Source organism: Corynebacterium sp. HMSC074C11 (genome assembly GCF_001809455.1).
Classification (GTDB): Bacteria; Actinomycetota; Actinomycetes; order Mycobacteriales; family Mycobacteriaceae; genus Corynebacterium; species Corynebacterium amycolatum.
Map to the genome: position 1 here is coordinate 1 of NZ_KV797718.1, position 16,579 is coordinate 16,579.

Below are 16,579 nucleotides of genomic sequence, written 5' to 3' on the forward strand. Positions count from 1 at the left end.
GAAGATCAACGCACTCTAAAAACGGAAGAGCCCGATTAGGCCGAATCCGAAGACTCCGACAGAGAGGGGTATTGTCCAGGCATCGGAGAGTGCAGTGCTGACGAAAAACAGTCCAATGTAGCAAGTCAAGGCTAAGAGGAGTGTGGCAGCGGCGAGATTGTGGAAGCGATTCATCCTGGTGTCCTACTTCTCTATTCTCGTTGTTTGCATAGTTTATCCAGCACATTAATCGGGTTGGCGCTGCCTAGAGTGTGGTTCGCGCCGGGGTCTAGCTCGAGAAAAGCCACCGCACTCTCACTTTGACTTCGTTACCCTCGGGACATGCCTACTCTTCTTGTCGTCCACCATTCCCCAACCCCGCTCCTGCAGGAAGTCTTAAGCCACGTGCTCGAGGGCGCCAACGATCCCGCGCTAGAGGGCGTGGATGTCAAGGTCGTCGAGGCTCTCGATGCCACCATCGACGACCTGACCAGTGCTGACGCCATTCTGCTCGGCACCTCCGCCAACTTCGGTTACATCTCCGGCGCGCTGAAGCACTTCTTCGACACCACCTTCCGGGAGGCGCAGGAAGCCACTAAGGGGCTGCCATTTTCCTACTGGATCCGCGGCGGTTTCGACACCACCGGCGCGGAAAATGCCATGAAAACCATCACGACCGGCTACAAGTGGGAGCTTGCGGCCGAACCCGTCGTGTTTGTCGGTTCGCTTGACGACGACATCTCCGACCGCCTGGTAAATCTCGGTGGCACCATGGCTGCACAAATCTTGGGTTGATTGAACAATTGGTATCAATGTTGTGAAATAATGGTCCCATGAATGATTCAGGGACACAGGGGTCGCAAGTGACGTCGTCAAGCAAGCCCATGATGAGTCTGCTGGGGCCTGCGTTTGTGGCGGCGATTGCCTACGTGGACCCCGGAAATGTGGCTGCGAACCTGTCTGCGGGGGCTAGCTACGGGTATCTGCTGCTGTGGGTGCTGGTGGTGTCCAACCTCATGGCGATGGTTGTGCAGTACCTGTCGGCGAAGTACGGCCTGGTGACGGGGCGGTCGCTGACCGCAGGCGTTGCCGACCGCTTTGGTTCGAACCGGCCGGGGCGACTGGCGTACTGGGTGCAGGCCGAGATTGTGGCGGCAGCGACGGATGTGGCGGAAATTATTGGTGGTGCCACGGCGCTGTATCTGCTTTTCGGAACGCCGATGCTGCTTGGCGGCGTCATTGTCGGCGTGGTCTCGCTGGGGCTGTTGCTGCTGCAGGGTGGGCGTTCGCAACGCACTTTTGAAGGCGTGATTGTGGCGTTCCTGCTGGTCATTACGGTGGGGTTCCTGGCCGGGCTGTTTGTCACGGGCTTGAGTCTCGGGGAGATGGCCAGCGGAATTCTGCCACGCTTCCAGGGTGCGCACACCGTGGTACTGGCGGCGTCCATGTTGGGTGCGACCGTGATGCCGCATGCGGTCTACCTGCACTCCGGGCTGGTGCGCGACCGCGAGTACAAGGTGGAAGATGATGCCTCGCTGCGCCAACACCTGCGTGCCACGCGTATCGATGTATTCGGTGCGCTCGTGCTGGCTGGGTCGGTGAATATTGGCATGCTGTGTCTCGCAGCCGAAGCACTTCCGGGAGTGGAGGGGACCGACTCCATCGAAGGCGCGCACGCCGCCGTGACCAGCGCGCTCGGCCCTGTAGTGGGCGTGCTTTTTGCGGTTGGGTTGTTGGCCTCCGGGCTGGCGTCGTCCTCCGTCGGCTGCTACGCCGGCGACCTGATTATGCGCGACCTACTGAAGGTGCACGTGCCGATGCTGGTGCGCCGCATAGTCACCATCATTCCGGCGCTGCTCATTATCGCCAGCGGCGTGGAGCCGACGTGGGCGCTGGTGCTCAGCCAGGTGGTGCTGTCGATTGGTATCCCGTTTGCGCTGGTTCCGCTGGTGCGCATGACCTCCTCGCATGCCGAGATGGGTATCTGGGCCAACACCCCGCTACTGCGCCGGGTCGCGTGGGTTATCTGCGGACTCATCATCGCGCTCAACGTGGCGCTGGTGGTTCTGGTGCTGATGGGGAAGGGGTAGTCAGCGGGCGAGGTGGAAGGCGGTAGCTTTCGGGAGTGGAAGGTGGGGGCTTCGTCGTAAAGCGTGCGGGAGATGGTAGACAAAGCTGTCTAGTTGGTGTTAGGGTGGGCGACACGATCACAAGATATCGACGAGAAATGGCCTTTGACAGCGTCGATAGGCAACCGCCCGATTCGCGGACCCGGTGCCCCAAAGGAAGATCAGCCCCACAGACCGCCTGCGGGGAAGAGCGAATAGGAGCGCAAAATGCACACCACAATAAGCGACGTCCACATCATCTGCCTCAGCCGTCACACTGCTGACCTCCTCGTCGACGGCCGACCCGTCGCCATCCGGCTGCAAGAAGCCGACATCGCCCCCCACTCCCGGAATCTCGTCCAACTCCCCGTCGACCCCGCCTTCTACGCCACCCTCCGCGGCCAACAACGCGCCGACTACCTCAGCGCCCACGTCCGCGACGGCGTGCGCTACGGTCGCATCCTCTGGCACGAGCTTGACGACGGCCGCCACTTCCTCACCATCCCCATCATCGGCGGCTACCACGTGCACCAGGTCTTTGAAGTCCGCCGCAGCCGTGAGGGAGTGTGGAGTCGGCACTGAGCTTGGTGCAGTGAGCTTCGCGTGATGGATGCGGCATTGCGTGGATGAGCGCGGCGCGTGCATGAGCGTGGTGATGAGCGCGGCGCGGATGCGAGCGGGAAACTCTCCGCCTAGCCTTGGGATATGCAGGTACGAGACTCCGCAACACCCCCGTTCTGGCCCACCGAAGGCGAAGGCGATTTCTACACCGACGCCGCCGCAGCCGTCGACCGGCTCACCGAAATCCACCGAGCGGGAATGGCCTACCTAATCGAGCAGTACACCGCCGCCACTAACGGAAATTCCGGGAGTGGGCCGGTGCGCGCCTACTACCCCGAACTACGCTTCACCGTCCCAGCCGGCAGCGCCGTCGAGGATGTCGACCCCTCCCTGTCACACGGCTTCGTCGACCGCCCGGGAGTGTACGCCACCACCATCACTCGCCCGGTGATGTTCCGCACCTACCTCATAGAGCAAATCACCGACCTGCTCACCAACCACGGCGGCGAAGTTGAGGTGCGCGTCTCCGACCAGCCCATCCCACTCCGGATGTGCCGCGGCTTCGATGCGGCCGCCGAGGAAGCGGCGAGGAGGGAAGGGGCGTCGGCAAGCATGTTGGCGGCAGTGGAGAAAACGTTTACCCCCATCGACTCCGCCTGCATCGACGACACCATCGCCGACGGTGAAGCCGATTACCTGGGCCTTCTCGTCAAACCCTTGAGCCTCTTTACCGCCCAGCGCATCGACCTCGCCCTCCAGCGCCTTGAGCACTACACCGGGTCGCACGCCGCAAACATCCAGCGCTTCGTACTGTTCACCAACTACCAGCTGCACACCGACGTGTTCCTCGAATATGCCGCCACCCTCACTCCCGGAAATCCGCACGGGTACACGGCGCTGGTGTGCCCGGGTGGGAAGCGCTACGACATCGGCGCCATCCCCACTCCCGGAATTTGCCGTGAGCACGCGCACGCCTCGCAGATGCCGGCGTACCACCTGCTTCGCGACGACAAATGCGGCATCACCATCATCGACATCGGTGTCGGCCCCTCCAATGCCAAAACCATCACCGACTGCCTCGCCGTCACGCGCCCGCACTGCTGGATGATGGTCGGACACTGCGCCGGCCTCGACGGCCGCATGCGCATCGGCGACATGATTCTCGCCAACGGTTACGACCGCGCTGACGGAGTCCTCGATAACTACGTGCCCCTGGAAAAGCCCATCCCGCCGATTGCGGAAATTCAGCTCGCCGTCACCAACGCGCTCGCCCGCGTCTCCGGGCTTTCCGGCGACGAACTGAAAAAGCGCCTGCGCACCGGCACCGTGCTGTCGACCTCCGATCGCAACTGGGAGTGGCGCTCCCAGACCGACCTCTACCGGGAGCTGCAGAAATCCACCGCCATCGGCGTCGAAATGGAATCCGCCACCATCGCCGCCAACGGCTACCGCTTCCGCGTGCCCTACGGCGCGCTGCTCAGCGTCTCCGACATGCCACTGCACGACAAACCCAAACTCCCGAAATCTGCCCGCGAGTTCTACCAATCCTCCAAGGAGGAGCACCTCATGGCCGCCGTGCGCGCGTGCGAGGACATGGCCACCGCTCCCGACACCCTCCACTCCCGGAAGTTGCGTCGGCCGGTGGGAGAGGTTGCGTTCCGGTAGGGCACTTTCGGGAGTGCGTCGTCAAGCCCGTTTGTGCAGATTGTGCATGCTTTACGACGGCTGTGGACAACGCCAAAAAGCGATTGAAGCCGTCCCCTCCCGGACGCTAGCCTTAGCCCCATGACGACATTGGGACTGCTCAGCGCGCTGGCGACACGGGGGATTGACGTGCTCGCCGACCTGCGCGCCGCACTCCCGGAAAAATCCACCGGGCACCGGGAGTTGGCGGCCAGCATCGGCTTCGACCCCTTCCGGCTCAAGCGCCTGCTGCGTTGCGCCGAGCGGCTGTTCGGCACCGTCGAGAAGGATGTTGATGTCGAATCCCGCGACAAAGCCGTCGCGATTGCCCGGGAGCTAAAGCTGTCGCTGGACACGGGCATGCAGATCGACAAGCGCTCCGGGCAGCTCAACAATGTCGAAATCCGGGAGTACTACCGCCTGGACTTCACCCGCGCCGCCGCGGCCTACGACTTCGAGGGCCTCGACACCTACATGCGGACCAAGGTCAAGGAGCTCAACCGCACCGACGAGCCGCCGCAGCACCTGCGCGCCCACGTCTCCCGGAATCCGGACATTCGCGGGATGAAGCACCTGCAGGTCACCGGTCCGGCGAACATGATTGACGACCTGGTCGCGCCGCTGACCGTGCGTGCAGCCGAAATCGCCAAAGCGCACGAGGACTACACCCGGGATCGGTGCGTCGGTCAAGCGCTGGCAGAGCGCCTGGCGCACGGGTCGGAAGGGCCGCTTGACGACGTCGATAAGCTCCGTTACCAGCCCGCGCTCATCGTAACCGCGCAAGACATCGTGGAGTACAGCCCGCGGTTTGCGGCGACCTCCAACGGCTCCGTCCTCACTCCCGGACAATTCGTCGAGGCGCTGCTCGCAGACACCGGCTGGGTGCTGGTCTACGACGAGCACAACACGCCGACCGACCTACTCCCGATGCACAACCCGCGCCTGGCGACGGAGGAGCAGCGCATTGCGATGATCCTCGACAACCCCATCTGCGCGTGGCCCGGGTGCCCGCGCCCCGCCCACGCCGGGCAGGCCCATCACCTGGTCGCCAGGAAAAACGGGGGCGCCACGACCATGGAAAACATGGTTATGACCTGCAAAGAGCACAACGCCGCCAACGATGACGACAGGCAAGGCCTCAACGGGCACCTCGAGCGTGACGACGGCTCCGGCGCGGTCTACCGTCACCCGCCGTCTCCGCACGCGCCGCCCGAATTCAACCTTGCCTTCCCGACAGCTCTCGCGGGGCGGGCCTACTCGGGCTACCGTCAGCGCGAATAGCTTTACATATATACCCGTAGGGGGTATATGTTGGGGTATGGCTAATCAAACTTTTACTGTTACTGGCATGACATGCGGGCACTGCGAGGCGTCGGTGCGGGAGGAAGTCTCTGAACTTCCGGGAATCACCGATGTCCAGGTTGACCGCTCCCGGAATTTCCTCTCCGTGACTTCGGAGGCAGACATCGACACCGCTGCCGTAATCGCAGCAGTGGATGAAGCTGGCTACAAGGCGGTCGCAAACTAACCCCCCAAAAAAAGAGGAAAGTAGATGTCCGAGCAGCAACTTCTCACTCTTGATATCCCCGTCGGCGGGATGACGTGTGCGTCGTGCGCAAACCGTATTCAACGCAAGCTGAACAAACTTGATGGAGTTAACGCGAGCGTGAACTATGCGACCGAGAAGGCGCATGTGGAGGCGCCGGCGGACATCAACCCGCAGCAACTCATCGACACGATCGTGGCGGCAGGTTACACCGCTGAGCTTCCGCAGGAGGAGTCCGAACAGGAACCGGAAGCTGCTCCCGAAGAAAAAGACCGGGAGCTGCAGGACCTGCGCAATCGCGTCGTCGGCGCTGTCATCCTCACGGTTCCCGTCATCGCGATGTCGATGATTCCTGCCCTCCAATTCACTAATTGGCAGTGGCTGTGCCTCACGCTCTCGGCGCCGGTCTTTGTGTGGGCCGGCTGGCCGTTCCATCGCGCGACGCTGAAGAACCTGCGTCATGGTGAAGTCACCATGGACACGCTGATCACCATGGGTACGACCGCCTCGTTCCTCTGGAGCGTCTGGGCGTTGTTCTTCGGGCGCGCCGGGCTGCCGGGGCTTAAGCACGAGTTCCACTTAACGGTCACTCCCGGCGATGCTGATATGAACATCTACCTCGAGGCGATGGCCGGCATCATCATGTTTGTGCTGCTCGGTCGTTATTTCGAGAAGCGTTCTAAGCGCAATGCTGGTCAGGCGCTCCGGGAGTTGATGAAGCTCGGCGCCAAGGAGGTCTCCGTTCTCGAAAGTTCGGGAGTGGAGAAGCGGCTGCCCGTGGAACAGCTCCGCCCGGGAGTGGTGTTCGTCGTTAGGCCTGGTGAGAAGATCGCGACGGATGGCGTTGTCGTGGAGGGTGCGTCGGCGGTGGATGCGTCGATGCTGACCGGAGAGCCGATGCCTGTCGAGGTTGGCCCTGGCGATGAGGTGACAGGGGCGACGATTAATACGTCTGGGCGGTTGCTCGTGCGGGCGACGCGCGTGGGCTCGGAGACGCAGTTGGCGCAGATGGCAGCGATGGTCGAGGCGGCGCAGACGGGCAAGGCACCGGTGCAGCGGCTAGCGGACCGGGTTTCGGGAGTGTTCGTGCCCGCCGTCATCGCGATCGCCGTGGTCACGCTCGGTGCGTGGTTGCTCACGGGGCACGGCGCGAGTGAGGCGGTCACGGCTGCGGTCGCCGTACTTATTATCGCGTGCCCGTGTGCGCTTGGCTTAGCGACGCCCACAGCGCTCCTGGTCGGCACGAGTGAAGGTGCCAAGGCGGGTGTGTTGCTGCGCGGCCCAGAGGTGCTGGAGTCGGCGCGGAAGGTCGACACGGTTGTGCTGGATAAGACCGGCACGGTGACTACGGGTGTGATGGAGTTGACGGAGGTTCCTCCCACTCCCGAAAATCTGGTGCCGCTTGCCGCTTCGGTGGAAGCGGCGTCGCACCACCCGATTGCGCAGGCAATTGTGCGTGCGGCGGATCCGGATTCCCTACTCCCGGTTTCTGATTTCCGGGATATTCCGGGAGTGGGGGTTGAGGGCACCGTAGACGGCCACCGCATCGAGGTCGGCCGCTCCGGGGAAAATTCCGGGAGTGGGGGGACGGTGGTTGCGGTGCGCCGCGACGGCGAGCTCCTGGGCACGTTGGAGGTGTCGGATTCGGTGAAGCCGACGTCGGCGGCTGCGGTCGCGAAATTCCGGGAGTGGGGGGTGCGGCCGATTCTGCTGACCGGCGACGCCGCCGGCCCTGCGTTTCGCGTTGCGGATAAGGTCGGTATTGCTCGCGAGGACGTGATTTCGGGAGTGATGCCGGAGGATAAGGTCGCGACGATTGAGAAGTTGCAGGCCAGCGGCGCGTCCGTGGCGATGGTCGGCGATGGCATTAATGATGCTGCGGCTCTTGCGCAGGCGGATTTGGGCATGGCGATGGGCACGGGCACCGATGTGGCGATGGAGGCCGCGGATATCACGCTGGTGCGTGGTGATTTGTTGGCGGCTGCGGATGCGCTGCGGTTGTCTCGCCGGACGCTCCGCACGATTCGGTCAAATCTTTTTTGGGCGTTTTTCTACAACGTTTTGGCAATTCCTGTCGCCGCACTGGGGTTGTTGAATCCGATGTTGGCTGGCGCTGCAATGGCGTTTTCGTCGGTTTTTGTGGTCGGCAACAGTCTGCGTCTGCGCGGTTTTTCTCCGAGTCAACTAGATAATCAAAAGGAGTAACTCATGAGTGAGTCTTGTTGTTCGTCGCAATTGCATTCGCTTGACGACGGTTCTTGCTGTCATGACACCACTGATCCCGGTTATCTCTCGGAGAAGCGGCGTTATGAGTCCCGTATTCGTCGCATTGAGGGGCAGGTTCGTGGCATTGGTCGGATGATTGAGAACGAAGAGTACTGTATCGATGTTTTGACCCAGATTTCGGCGGTGAATTCGGCGTTGAAGTCGTTGGCGTTGACTCTTCTGGATGCTCACCTTCATCACTGCGTGGTGCATGCGGCTGAGGGCGGCCCGGAGGAGTTGGATGCCAAGCTGGAGGAGGCCTCGGCGGCAATCGCTCGGCTGGCTAAGTAACTCCCGGAAAAATTCCGGGAGTGGGGTGGCCGTCGTGAAGCGAAACGGCGGTCAGCGGTCGGTGGTCGGGTGCCGTCTTTTGCTTTCGGTTGTTGGTTGCACTGGTGGTGTCGATAGTGCCACTTGAATTCTACGTTTCCCCTGTTCGTCGGCGTGTTTTGGGAAAATCGGATTTGTTGGGTAGTCTTTAACGACGTTGGAGGATTCGACTAGCGGCCTATGTCACACGCCTGGAACGCGTGCGGGAGTCACATCCCTCGTGGGTTCAAATCCCACATCCTCCGCAGATTGAAAACCCCCGGTTATCGCCGGGGGTTTTCTTATGTTTTCAGCCATATACGCCACTCCGGAGTACAGTTAGTTTTGTACGTCGAAGCACGGAGTGGTCATTATGTTTAATAAGCGCCCGAGAATCCGAAGAGCCGGTCGAGACCGTACAGGTGCTCCTTTCGGCTCTTTAGGTTCTGGCCGGAAATTACGAGCTGCCATCGCGGCGGTGTCGGCTGTATCGCTCGCCACGCTGGCGGCGGGTTGTGGTTCGGAGGCTCAGCAGGATTCGGCGCCGGTACTGCGGATTATGGGTCCGGCGGATGGTTCGGATCAGTATGCGCAGGCGGCGCAGAAGTGCTCGGATGCGTCGGGCGGGAAGTATCGCCTGGAGTATGACATTTCGGCGAAGCAGACGGATGATCAGCGTCTTCAGTTGGCTCGTCGCATTGTGGGCGGAGATTCCTCGTTCGACATAATGGGCCTTGATGTGACGTGGACTCCGGAGTTTGCGGAGGCGGGCTGGGCGCTCCCACTCCCGGAAGATATGGCCGAGCGCGTTACGGAGGGTACCCTGTCGGGTCCGTTGGATACGGCGACGTGGCAGGATCAGCTCTATGGTGCTCCGTTGAATACGAATACGCAGCTCCTGTGGTATCGAAAGTCGCTGGTAGATGGCCCGCCGAAGACGTGGGATGACTTAATCGCGACGGGGGAGAGGCTCGCCGATGAGGGCAAGCCGTCGATGATTGGCGTCCAGGCTGCCCAGTTTGAGGGCTCGGTGGTGTGGCTCAATTCGATGACAGCGTCGGCGGGCGGTCAGCTAGTCGCGCCGGATGGGCAGTCGGTCACAATTGCGGATAACGATGCCGCGGAGCGCGCCTTGAGCACCATGCATCGCGTGGCCACGGCGAAGGGGCATGACCCGTCGATTTCGCAGTCGGATGAGAACCAGGCTCGTCTGGCATTCGACCGCGGCGATGCATTTGCGCAGGTGAATTACCCATTTGTTTATGCCGGTGCGAAGGAGAAGGCGGAGTCGGGAAATCAGGTGGCCAAGGAGGTCTTCGAAGACATGGCCTGGACCACCTACCCGGCGATGGATGAGGGCACACCGGCGCAGGTCACGATTGGTGGCCTTAACCTTGCGGTGCCGTCGACGTCGAAGCACCCGGAGCTCGCTTTCGAGGCCATCGACTGCCTGCGCAATGAGCAAAACCAGCTCAACAACGCGTTGAAGGGTGGTCTGCCGCCGACGTTGGCGAAGCTTTACACGCAGGCCACGGATGAATTCAAGGAGGAATACCCGTTCTACCGCGAGATCTACGAGCAGTTGAACACGTTGGAGGAAGCCGATTCGGCTGAGCTGTCGCAGGAGGAGCGGGCGCTGTTACCGTCGCCACGCACGGCCGGTGTGGTGACGCGCCCGAAGTCCCCTGCGTACCAGTCGTTGTCGATTTTGATGGCGTCGCGCATTAGTCCACCGGAGGATGTTGATGCGAAGTCGCTGGTCGGCACGCTTGATGAGGAACTTCAGGCGGCCGTGAACTCGGAAGGCCTGGTGCCGTAAATGTCTGATAAATCTACGAAAACTAAGTCTGCGCTTTCCGACGGGCGCCGCGCCGAGCGTCGCCTCGGTCTGCTGTTGGTGGCTCCTGCGCTGATTTTGATGCTGGCGGTGACGGCGTACCCCATTGGGTACGCGATTTGGCTGTCGCTGCAGCGCTATGACCTGCGTTTCCCCGATGACCGCGAGTTTATCGGCCTGCAGAACTACGCATCCGTGTTGACCAGCAGTTATTGGTGGGAAGCGCTGGGTGTGACGGCCTTTATCACGCTGGTTTCGGTAGCGGTTGAACTGGTGCTTGGCATGGCTATCGCGATGGTGATGTACCGCGCGATTTTCGGCCGCGGCCTGATTCGCACGGTGGTGTTGATTCCGTACGGCATCGTCACGGTGGCGGCGGCGTACTCGTGGAATTACGCGTGGACGCCGGGGACGGGGTATCTCGCTAATTTGCTTCCCGACGGCACCGCGCCGCTGACGGAGCAATGGCCGTCGATATTTATCATCATCGGCGCTGAAATTTGGAAGACGACTCCATTCATGGCGCTGCTGCTTCTTGCGGGTCTGGCGCTGGTGCCTGATGACGCGCTGAAGGCGGCCGAGTTGGATGGTGCGGGTTTCTGGCAGCGCTTTTTCAAGATCACCTTGCCGCTGATGAAACCGTCGATTGTGGTGGCTCTGCTGTTCCGCACTCTGGATGCTTTCCGAGTGTTCGACAACATCTACATTCTGACCAAGGGCAATAATGGCACTGGTTCGGTGTCGATTCTGGGTTACAACAACCTGTTTAAGGCGTTCAACCTGGGTATTGGTTCAGCAATTTCGGTGTTGATCTTCGTGTGCGTGGCGCTGATTGCAATTGTGTTCGTCAAGGGCTTCGGGGCCTCGTCGCCAGGCGCGGCCACGGGCAAGGATAATTAGGAGGCGATTGCTGTGCACAACACGGATAAGACACCGAAGCAACGCGTCGCATGGACAATCGGCATCGCCTTGGTGGTCATTTACGCGCTGGTGCCGGTGCTGTGGATCGCCAGCTTGTCGTTCAAGCCGACAACCGATCTGCACGATGGCCACTTCATCCCGCGCAATTGGACGTTGGATAACTACCGCGGCATCTTCCAGACCAGTGAATTTACCCGCGCGCTGATCAACTCGATTGGTATTGGGCTGATCACAACGCTGCTGGCGGTAATTGTCGGCACGATGGCGGCCTACGCAATCGCTCGCCTGGAGTTTCCAGGCAAGTCGGTGATTTTGGGAGTCTCGCTGCTAATCGCCATGTTCCCGCAGGTCTCCCTGGTCAGCCCACTGTTCGACATCGAGCGCAAGCTCGGTCTGTTCGACACCTGGCCGGGCCTGATTCTGCCGTACATCACTTTCGCACTTCCGATGGCGATCTTTATTCTGTCCTCCTTCTTCCGGGAGATTCCCTGGGAGCTGGAGAAGGCGGCGCAAATGGACGGCGCGACCCCTTTCCAGGCATTCCGCCTGGTGGTGGCGCCGCTGGCGATTCCGGGAATTGTCACCGCTGCAATTCTGGTGTTCATCTTCGCGTGGAATGACTTCCTGTTGGCGGTGTCGTTGACCTCGACGGAGGCGGCACGTACGGCACCGGCGGCGATGGCGAACTTCACCGGCTCGTCGCAGTTCGAGGAGCCGACCGGTTCCATCGCGGCGGCCGCGATTGTCATCACCATTCCGATTGTCATCTTTGTGGTTATTTTCCAACGTCGAATTGTCGCTGGTCTTACCTCCGGCGCAGTGAAGGGCTAAAGAAGGTTAGGGCTAAAAATGGCTGAAATTGAACTAAAGCACGTGTACAAGCGCTTTCCTGATGGTCACATCGGTGTGGAAGACGCGAATCTCAAAATCGACGACGGCGAGTTCATCATCCTCGTCGGCCCCTCCGGTTGCGGTAAGTCGACGATGCTGAACATGATTGCAGGGCTGGAGGACATCTCCGAAGGTGACCTGCTCATCGACGGCGAGCGCATGAACGATGTCGCTCCGAAGGACCGTGATATCGCCATGGTGTTTCAGTCCTACGCGCTGTACCCGCACATGAACGTCCGCGAGAACATCGCTTTCCCGCTCAAGCTGGCAAAACTGCCGAAGAAGGAGATCGAGAAGAAGGTCAACGAGGCCGCCGAAATTCTCGATCTGACGGAGTTCCTCGACCGCAAGCCCGCGCATCTCTCGGGTGGTCAGCGTCAGCGCGTGGCGATGGGCCGCGCCATCGTCCGCCGACCGAAGGTCTTCCTCATGGACGAGCCGCTCTCAAACCTGGACGCCAAGCTCCGCGTCCAGATGCGCACCGAAATTGCCCAGCTGCAGGAACGCCTCAGCACCACCACTGTCTACGTCACCCACGATCAAACTGAGGCCATGACGTTGGGCGACCGCGTCGTCGTGCTGAAAAAGGGCGTTATCCAGCAAATTGGCGCTCCGCAAGAGCTCTACCACCGACCGGTCAACGTCTTCGTCGCCGGCTTCATCGGCTCGCCCGCCATGAACTTCCTGCCTGCCACTGTGCTTGACGACGGCCACAGCGTCGACACCGCCCTGGGCCACCTGCCACTCCCGGAAAAATTTGCCCCGGGCCGGAAGGCTATCGTCGGCTTACGACCAGAGGCTTTCGAAGACGCCGCCCTGACCGACGACAATTGCGATGCACCAACGGTCGAGGTCGAGGTGTCCGTCCTGGAGGCGATGGGCTCCGAGCAGTTCATCCACTTCCCACTCCCGGAAATTGATTTGAAGGGTCATGCCGCAGCTGAGGAGGCTGGCCTGGCGGATAACCCGCATGCCATGTTGGTGGCTCGAGTCGATGCGGAGTCGAATGTGCGTCGAGGTCAGAAGATTACGTTGGCCATCAACACGGACAAGTTGAATGTCTTTGATTCTGAGTCAGGTGAGAACTTGGCGTTGAAGGCTAAGAACCAAGACTAAAACTGTTGGCCTGGCAGTGGTGTGACTTTTTGTACGTAGCTGTAGTAGGCTGTCTTCACGGATCCCATGTGGCGTCCATCTCGTGAACTCCCCCAGGGCAGGAATGCAGCAAGGGTCAGCGAGCTCTGACGGGTGCGTGGGGTCCCCTTTTTTTTATCCCCGGCGTTCTTCTGGCACTTGTGGCAAGGTTTCGGGCACTTGTCGACGGTTTCCTGTGACCTATCGATGTTTTTCGGCACTTATCCCCGCGATATTGGCCAGGCCATTTCACCTATCGATGAGCTATTCACTTATGGCCACGCTGCAGCGCATCGATAGGTGAATACCTTGGCCACAAGTGGTCGCGTTTCGCGTTCGCTGGTCTGGAAGAATACTGTGTATGAGCGATGCCAACGACATGCGAGTGGCACCGCAGGCAACACGAGAACCGCTAGAAACTCCAGAACCACAACAGCCACAGGCCCGAGAAGTCCCAGCGCCAATGGGCGTGTGGGATTCCTTCCGGTTCGCAGTTTCTTCACCGAAGCGCCTGCGCACCGAGCTGCTGGCTGGCGCAGCGGTGTCGTTCGCGCTGATCCCCGAGGTCATTTCGTTTTCCATCTTGGCGGGCGTGGACCCGGCGGTGGGGCTGTTTAGCTCGGTGATTATGGCCATCGTGATTGCCTTCACGGGTGGTCGCCCGGCCATGATTACCGCTGCCGCTGGTTCGGTTGCGCTCGTCGTCGCGCCGTTGTCGCGGACGTACGGGATGGATTACCTCATCCCGACGGTGTTGCTCGCGGGCGTGTTGCAGATTGCTTTTGCGGCGTTGGGGATCGCTAAGCTGCAGCGTTTCATTCCGCGTGCGGTCATGATTGGCTTTGTCAACGCGCTGGGCATCCTCATTTTCACCGCGCAGCTGGAGCATCTCATCGATGTGCCGTGGCTGGTGTATCCGCTGGTCGCTCTGGGTATTGCAATTATGGTGTTCCTGCCCCGCGTGTTCACCGCGATTCCGGCTCCGCTGGTAACTGTGCTCGTCGTCACGCTTGTTGCGGTGTTGGCGGATTGGCGCGTGCCGAACGTGAGCGATATGGGTGAGCTCCCGGAATCCCTCCCGCAGCTGTTGATTCCGAATGTGCCCCTGACCTGGGAGACTCTGCGGCTGATTGCGCCGTATTCGGTGGGTGTGGCGATTGTCGGCATCATGGAATCGCTGATGACGGCGAAGCTCGTGGACGACATCACCGACACGCATTCGGACAAGACCCGCGAGACGTGGGGGCTCGGCGTCGCGAATATCGCGGGCGGTTTCTTCGGCGGTATCGCTGGCTGCGCGATGATTGGGCAGACGATGGTGGGCGTGAAGGAATCGTCGGGGCGCACTCGCTTGACGACGCTATTTTCCGGTGTCTTCCTGCTCATTCTGGTCCTTTTGCTCGGTTCTGCAGTCGGTGAGATTCCGATGGCGGCGCTGGTTGCGGTGATGGTTGTGGTGTCGGTGGACACGGTCGATTGGCGCTCGATCTCCCCGCGGACATTGCGCCTGATGCCGCGTTCGGAGACGGTGGTGATGCTGGTGACGGTCATCGCCACGCTGGCGACGGATAACCTCGCCATCGGCGTAGTTTCGGGTGTGGTCGTGGCGTCGCTGATGTTCGCGCGCCGTGTCGCTCATCTGGTCAGGATTGAAGTGCTTGACGACGACCCCAGCGCCCACTCCCGGACGTACAAGGTGCGGGGGCAGCTGTTCTTTGCCTCCAGTAATGACCTGGTGTACCAGTTCGACTACACCGATTCTGCGCAGCGGATTGTCATCGATATGTCGGAGGCTGAGATTTGGGATGCCTCTACGGTGGCGGCGTTGGATTCTGTGCGGGTCAAGTTTGCTGACCGGGGCAAAGAGGTGGAAATTATCGGCTTGGAGGGGCCGAGTAAGCAGCTTCTGGATGCCTTGTCCGGGAAGTTGTAGAAATCCCAATCCGGGGTATGCCTTACACTTAGTTGCAAAGCCAGATGCGGCGCGGGGAAAAGGTTTTCCGTGCCAGGTTTGTCAGGTTTTAACTTATGTCCGATACCTGGGAGGGTGCGTACACCATGGCCGTGGATTCCTTTGATGTCCAGCAGTTGGCGGCACACAAGGATGAGTTTGCGAAGGCATATGAGGAACTGAAGTCCCGTAACCTCGCACTGAATTTGACTCGTGGCAAGCCGTCGTCGGAGCAGCTTGATTTCGCGAATGCCCTGCTGGGTCTCCCGGCGCCGGATTACATTTCGGTTTCTGGGGAGGACGTCCGCAATTACGGCAACGCCAAGGGTATTACTGATATCCGCGCTATCTGGGCGGAACTGATGGATCTGCCGGTGGAAAACGTCCTGGCACAGGATGCTTCCAGCCTGAACATCGAGTTTGACCTGATTTCGTGGGCCATGCAGTTCGGCAACGTCGACTCGGAACGCCCGTGGAACGAGGAGCCGGTGCTTAAGTGGCTGTGCCCGGTTCCGGGGTATGACCGTCACTTTTCCATTACGCAGCACTTCGGCATTGAGATGATCCAGGTGCCGCTGAACGAAGACGGTCCGGATATGGATGTCGTGGAGAAGCTGGTTGCCTCTGACCCGCAGATTAAGGGCATGTGGAATGTCCCGATGTTCTCGAACCCGACGGGCGTGACCTACAGCGCTGAGGTCTGCCGCCGTCTGGTCCAGATGGAAACCGCTGCTCCGGATTTCCGTCTGATGTGGGATAACGCCTACATGGTTCACACGCTGACGGATGAGTTCCCGGAGATTCACAACGTCATTAAGTGGGCGGAAGAGGCGGGCAATCCGAACCGCGTGTGGGCATTCGGCTCGACCTCGAAGATCACCTTCGCTGGTGCCGGCGTTGCTTTCTACGCTTCTTCGGATGCCAACTTGGAGGATTACCTCAAGCACGCTGGTATCCGCGGCATTGGCCCGAACAAGGTCAACCAGCTGGCTCACGCCAAGTTCTTCGGTGACGCGGAGGGTGTGCGCGAGCAGATGCGCCGTCATGCAGGGTCGCTGGCTCCGAAGTTTGAGAAGGTTCTGCAGATTCTGGATGAGCGCCTGACGGAGTACGGCGTGGCAGAGTGGTCGAAGCCGACCGGCGGTTACTTCATCAACCTCGACGTGGTTGATGGCACCGCTCGTCGCGTGGTGGAGCTGGCAAAGGAGGCCGGCATTGCGCTGACCGGTTCGGGTTCTTCCTTCCCGCTGAAGCAGGATCCGAATGACCGCAACATCCGCCTGGCACCGTCGCTGCCTCCGATGGAAGAGCTCGAGGTTGCTATGGACGGCGTCGCTACCTGTGTGCTGCTCGCCGCCGCCGAGAAGGCGACTGCCTAGGCCAAGCAAGCCAGG

At 60.7% G+C, this 16,579-nt stretch carries 14 protein-coding genes, 1 tRNA gene, 1 other RNA gene and 1 riboswitch; all 16 genes read left to right on the top strand.

The features are described 5' to 3' along the window. Nucleotides 1-321 precede the first annotated feature (321 nt). The 16 genes from HMPREF2614_RS00005 (at nt 322) to HMPREF2614_RS00080 (ending at nt 16,564) form a co-directional block, all read left to right on the top strand. A complete protein-coding gene (locus HMPREF2614_RS00005) occupies nt 322-774 on the top strand; it encodes a flavodoxin family protein (RefSeq protein WP_049181406.1) in 453 nt (150 codons plus the stop codon). A gap of 38 nt (nt 775-812) precedes the next feature. Continuing rightward, entirely contained in the window at nt 813-2,069 is a 1,257-nt protein-coding gene (locus HMPREF2614_RS00010) for an Nramp family divalent metal transporter (RefSeq protein WP_049181409.1), read from the top strand. Nucleotides 2,070-2,184: 115 nt separating this feature from the next. Further along, nucleotides 2,185-2,305: riboswitch (SAM riboswitch) on the top strand. A 10-nt stretch (nt 2,306-2,315) separates the two neighbouring features. After that, nucleotides 2,316-2,669, top strand: coding sequence for a hypothetical protein (locus HMPREF2614_RS00015; RefSeq protein ID WP_070559674.1), 354 nt, complete (start codon nt 2,316-2,318; stop codon nt 2,667-2,669). Nucleotides 2,670-2,792: 123 nt separating this feature from the next. Then, complete coding sequence (locus HMPREF2614_RS00020; RefSeq protein ID WP_070559676.1) at nt 2,793-4,313, top strand: AMP nucleosidase; 1,521 nt, start codon at nt 2,793-2,795, stop codon at nt 4,311-4,313. A gap of 120 nt (nt 4,314-4,433) precedes the next feature. Further along, the gene (locus HMPREF2614_RS00025) at nt 4,434-5,612 is read left to right on the top strand and encodes an HNH endonuclease signature motif containing protein (protein WP_070559678.1); all 1,179 of its coding nucleotides are present in this window, start codon (nt 4,434-4,436) and stop codon (nt 5,610-5,612) included. Nucleotides 5,613-5,649: 37 nt separating this feature from the next. Beyond that, the gene (locus HMPREF2614_RS00030; RefSeq protein ID WP_038627335.1) at nt 5,650-5,859 is read left to right on the top strand and encodes a heavy-metal-associated domain-containing protein; all 210 of its coding nucleotides are present in this window, start codon (nt 5,650-5,652) and stop codon (nt 5,857-5,859) included. 24 nt (nt 5,860-5,883) lie between these two features. Next, nucleotides 5,884-8,082 carry a heavy metal translocating P-type ATPase gene (locus HMPREF2614_RS00035; RefSeq protein ID WP_049181420.1) on the top strand — a complete coding sequence of 733 codons (2,199 nt, stop codon included), beginning with the start codon at nt 5,884-5,886 and terminating at the stop codon, nt 8,080-8,082. A gap of 3 nt (nt 8,083-8,085) precedes the next feature. Further along, nucleotides 8,086-8,433 carry a metal-sensitive transcriptional regulator gene (locus HMPREF2614_RS00040; RefSeq protein WP_070628716.1) on the top strand — a complete coding sequence of 116 codons (348 nt, stop codon included), beginning with the start codon at nt 8,086-8,088 and terminating at the stop codon, nt 8,431-8,433. A 198-nt stretch (nt 8,434-8,631) separates the two neighbouring features. Beyond that, nucleotides 8,632-8,717, top strand: a tRNA-Ser gene (locus HMPREF2614_RS00045). A 212-nt stretch (nt 8,718-8,929) separates the two neighbouring features. Beyond that, nucleotides 8,930-10,270 carry an extracellular solute-binding protein gene (locus HMPREF2614_RS00050; RefSeq protein ID WP_235191223.1) on the top strand — a complete coding sequence of 447 codons (1,341 nt, stop codon included), beginning with the start codon at nt 8,930-8,932 and terminating at the stop codon, nt 10,268-10,270. Further along, nucleotides 10,271-11,188: a carbohydrate ABC transporter permease gene (locus HMPREF2614_RS00055; protein ID WP_070559682.1), complete on the top strand. Its 918-nt coding sequence runs from the start codon at nt 10,271-10,273 to the stop codon at nt 11,186-11,188. Nucleotides 11,189-11,200: 12 nt separating this feature from the next. Then, nucleotides 11,201-12,040, top strand: a complete 840-nt coding sequence (locus HMPREF2614_RS00060; protein ID WP_167836000.1) for a carbohydrate ABC transporter permease — start codon at nt 11,201-11,203, stop codon at nt 12,038-12,040. Nucleotides 12,041-12,058: 18 nt separating this feature from the next. Then, entirely contained in the window at nt 12,059-13,216 is a 1,158-nt protein-coding gene (locus HMPREF2614_RS00065; RefSeq protein WP_038627345.1) for an ABC transporter ATP-binding protein, read from the top strand. A gap of 56 nt (nt 13,217-13,272) precedes the next feature. Then, nucleotides 13,273-13,367, top strand: an RNA gene (gene ffs / locus HMPREF2614_RS00070) — signal recognition particle sRNA small type. A 330-nt stretch (nt 13,368-13,697) separates the two neighbouring features. Beyond that, a complete protein-coding gene (locus tag HMPREF2614_RS00075; RefSeq protein ID WP_070559684.1) occupies nt 13,698-15,167 on the top strand; it encodes a SulP family inorganic anion transporter in 1,470 nt (489 codons plus the stop codon). Between the two features lie 125 nt (nt 15,168-15,292). Further along, entirely contained in the window at nt 15,293-16,564 is a 1,272-nt protein-coding gene (locus HMPREF2614_RS00080; protein ID WP_187402754.1) for an aspartate aminotransferase type Ic, read from the top strand. Nucleotides 16,565-16,579 lie beyond the last annotated feature (15 nt).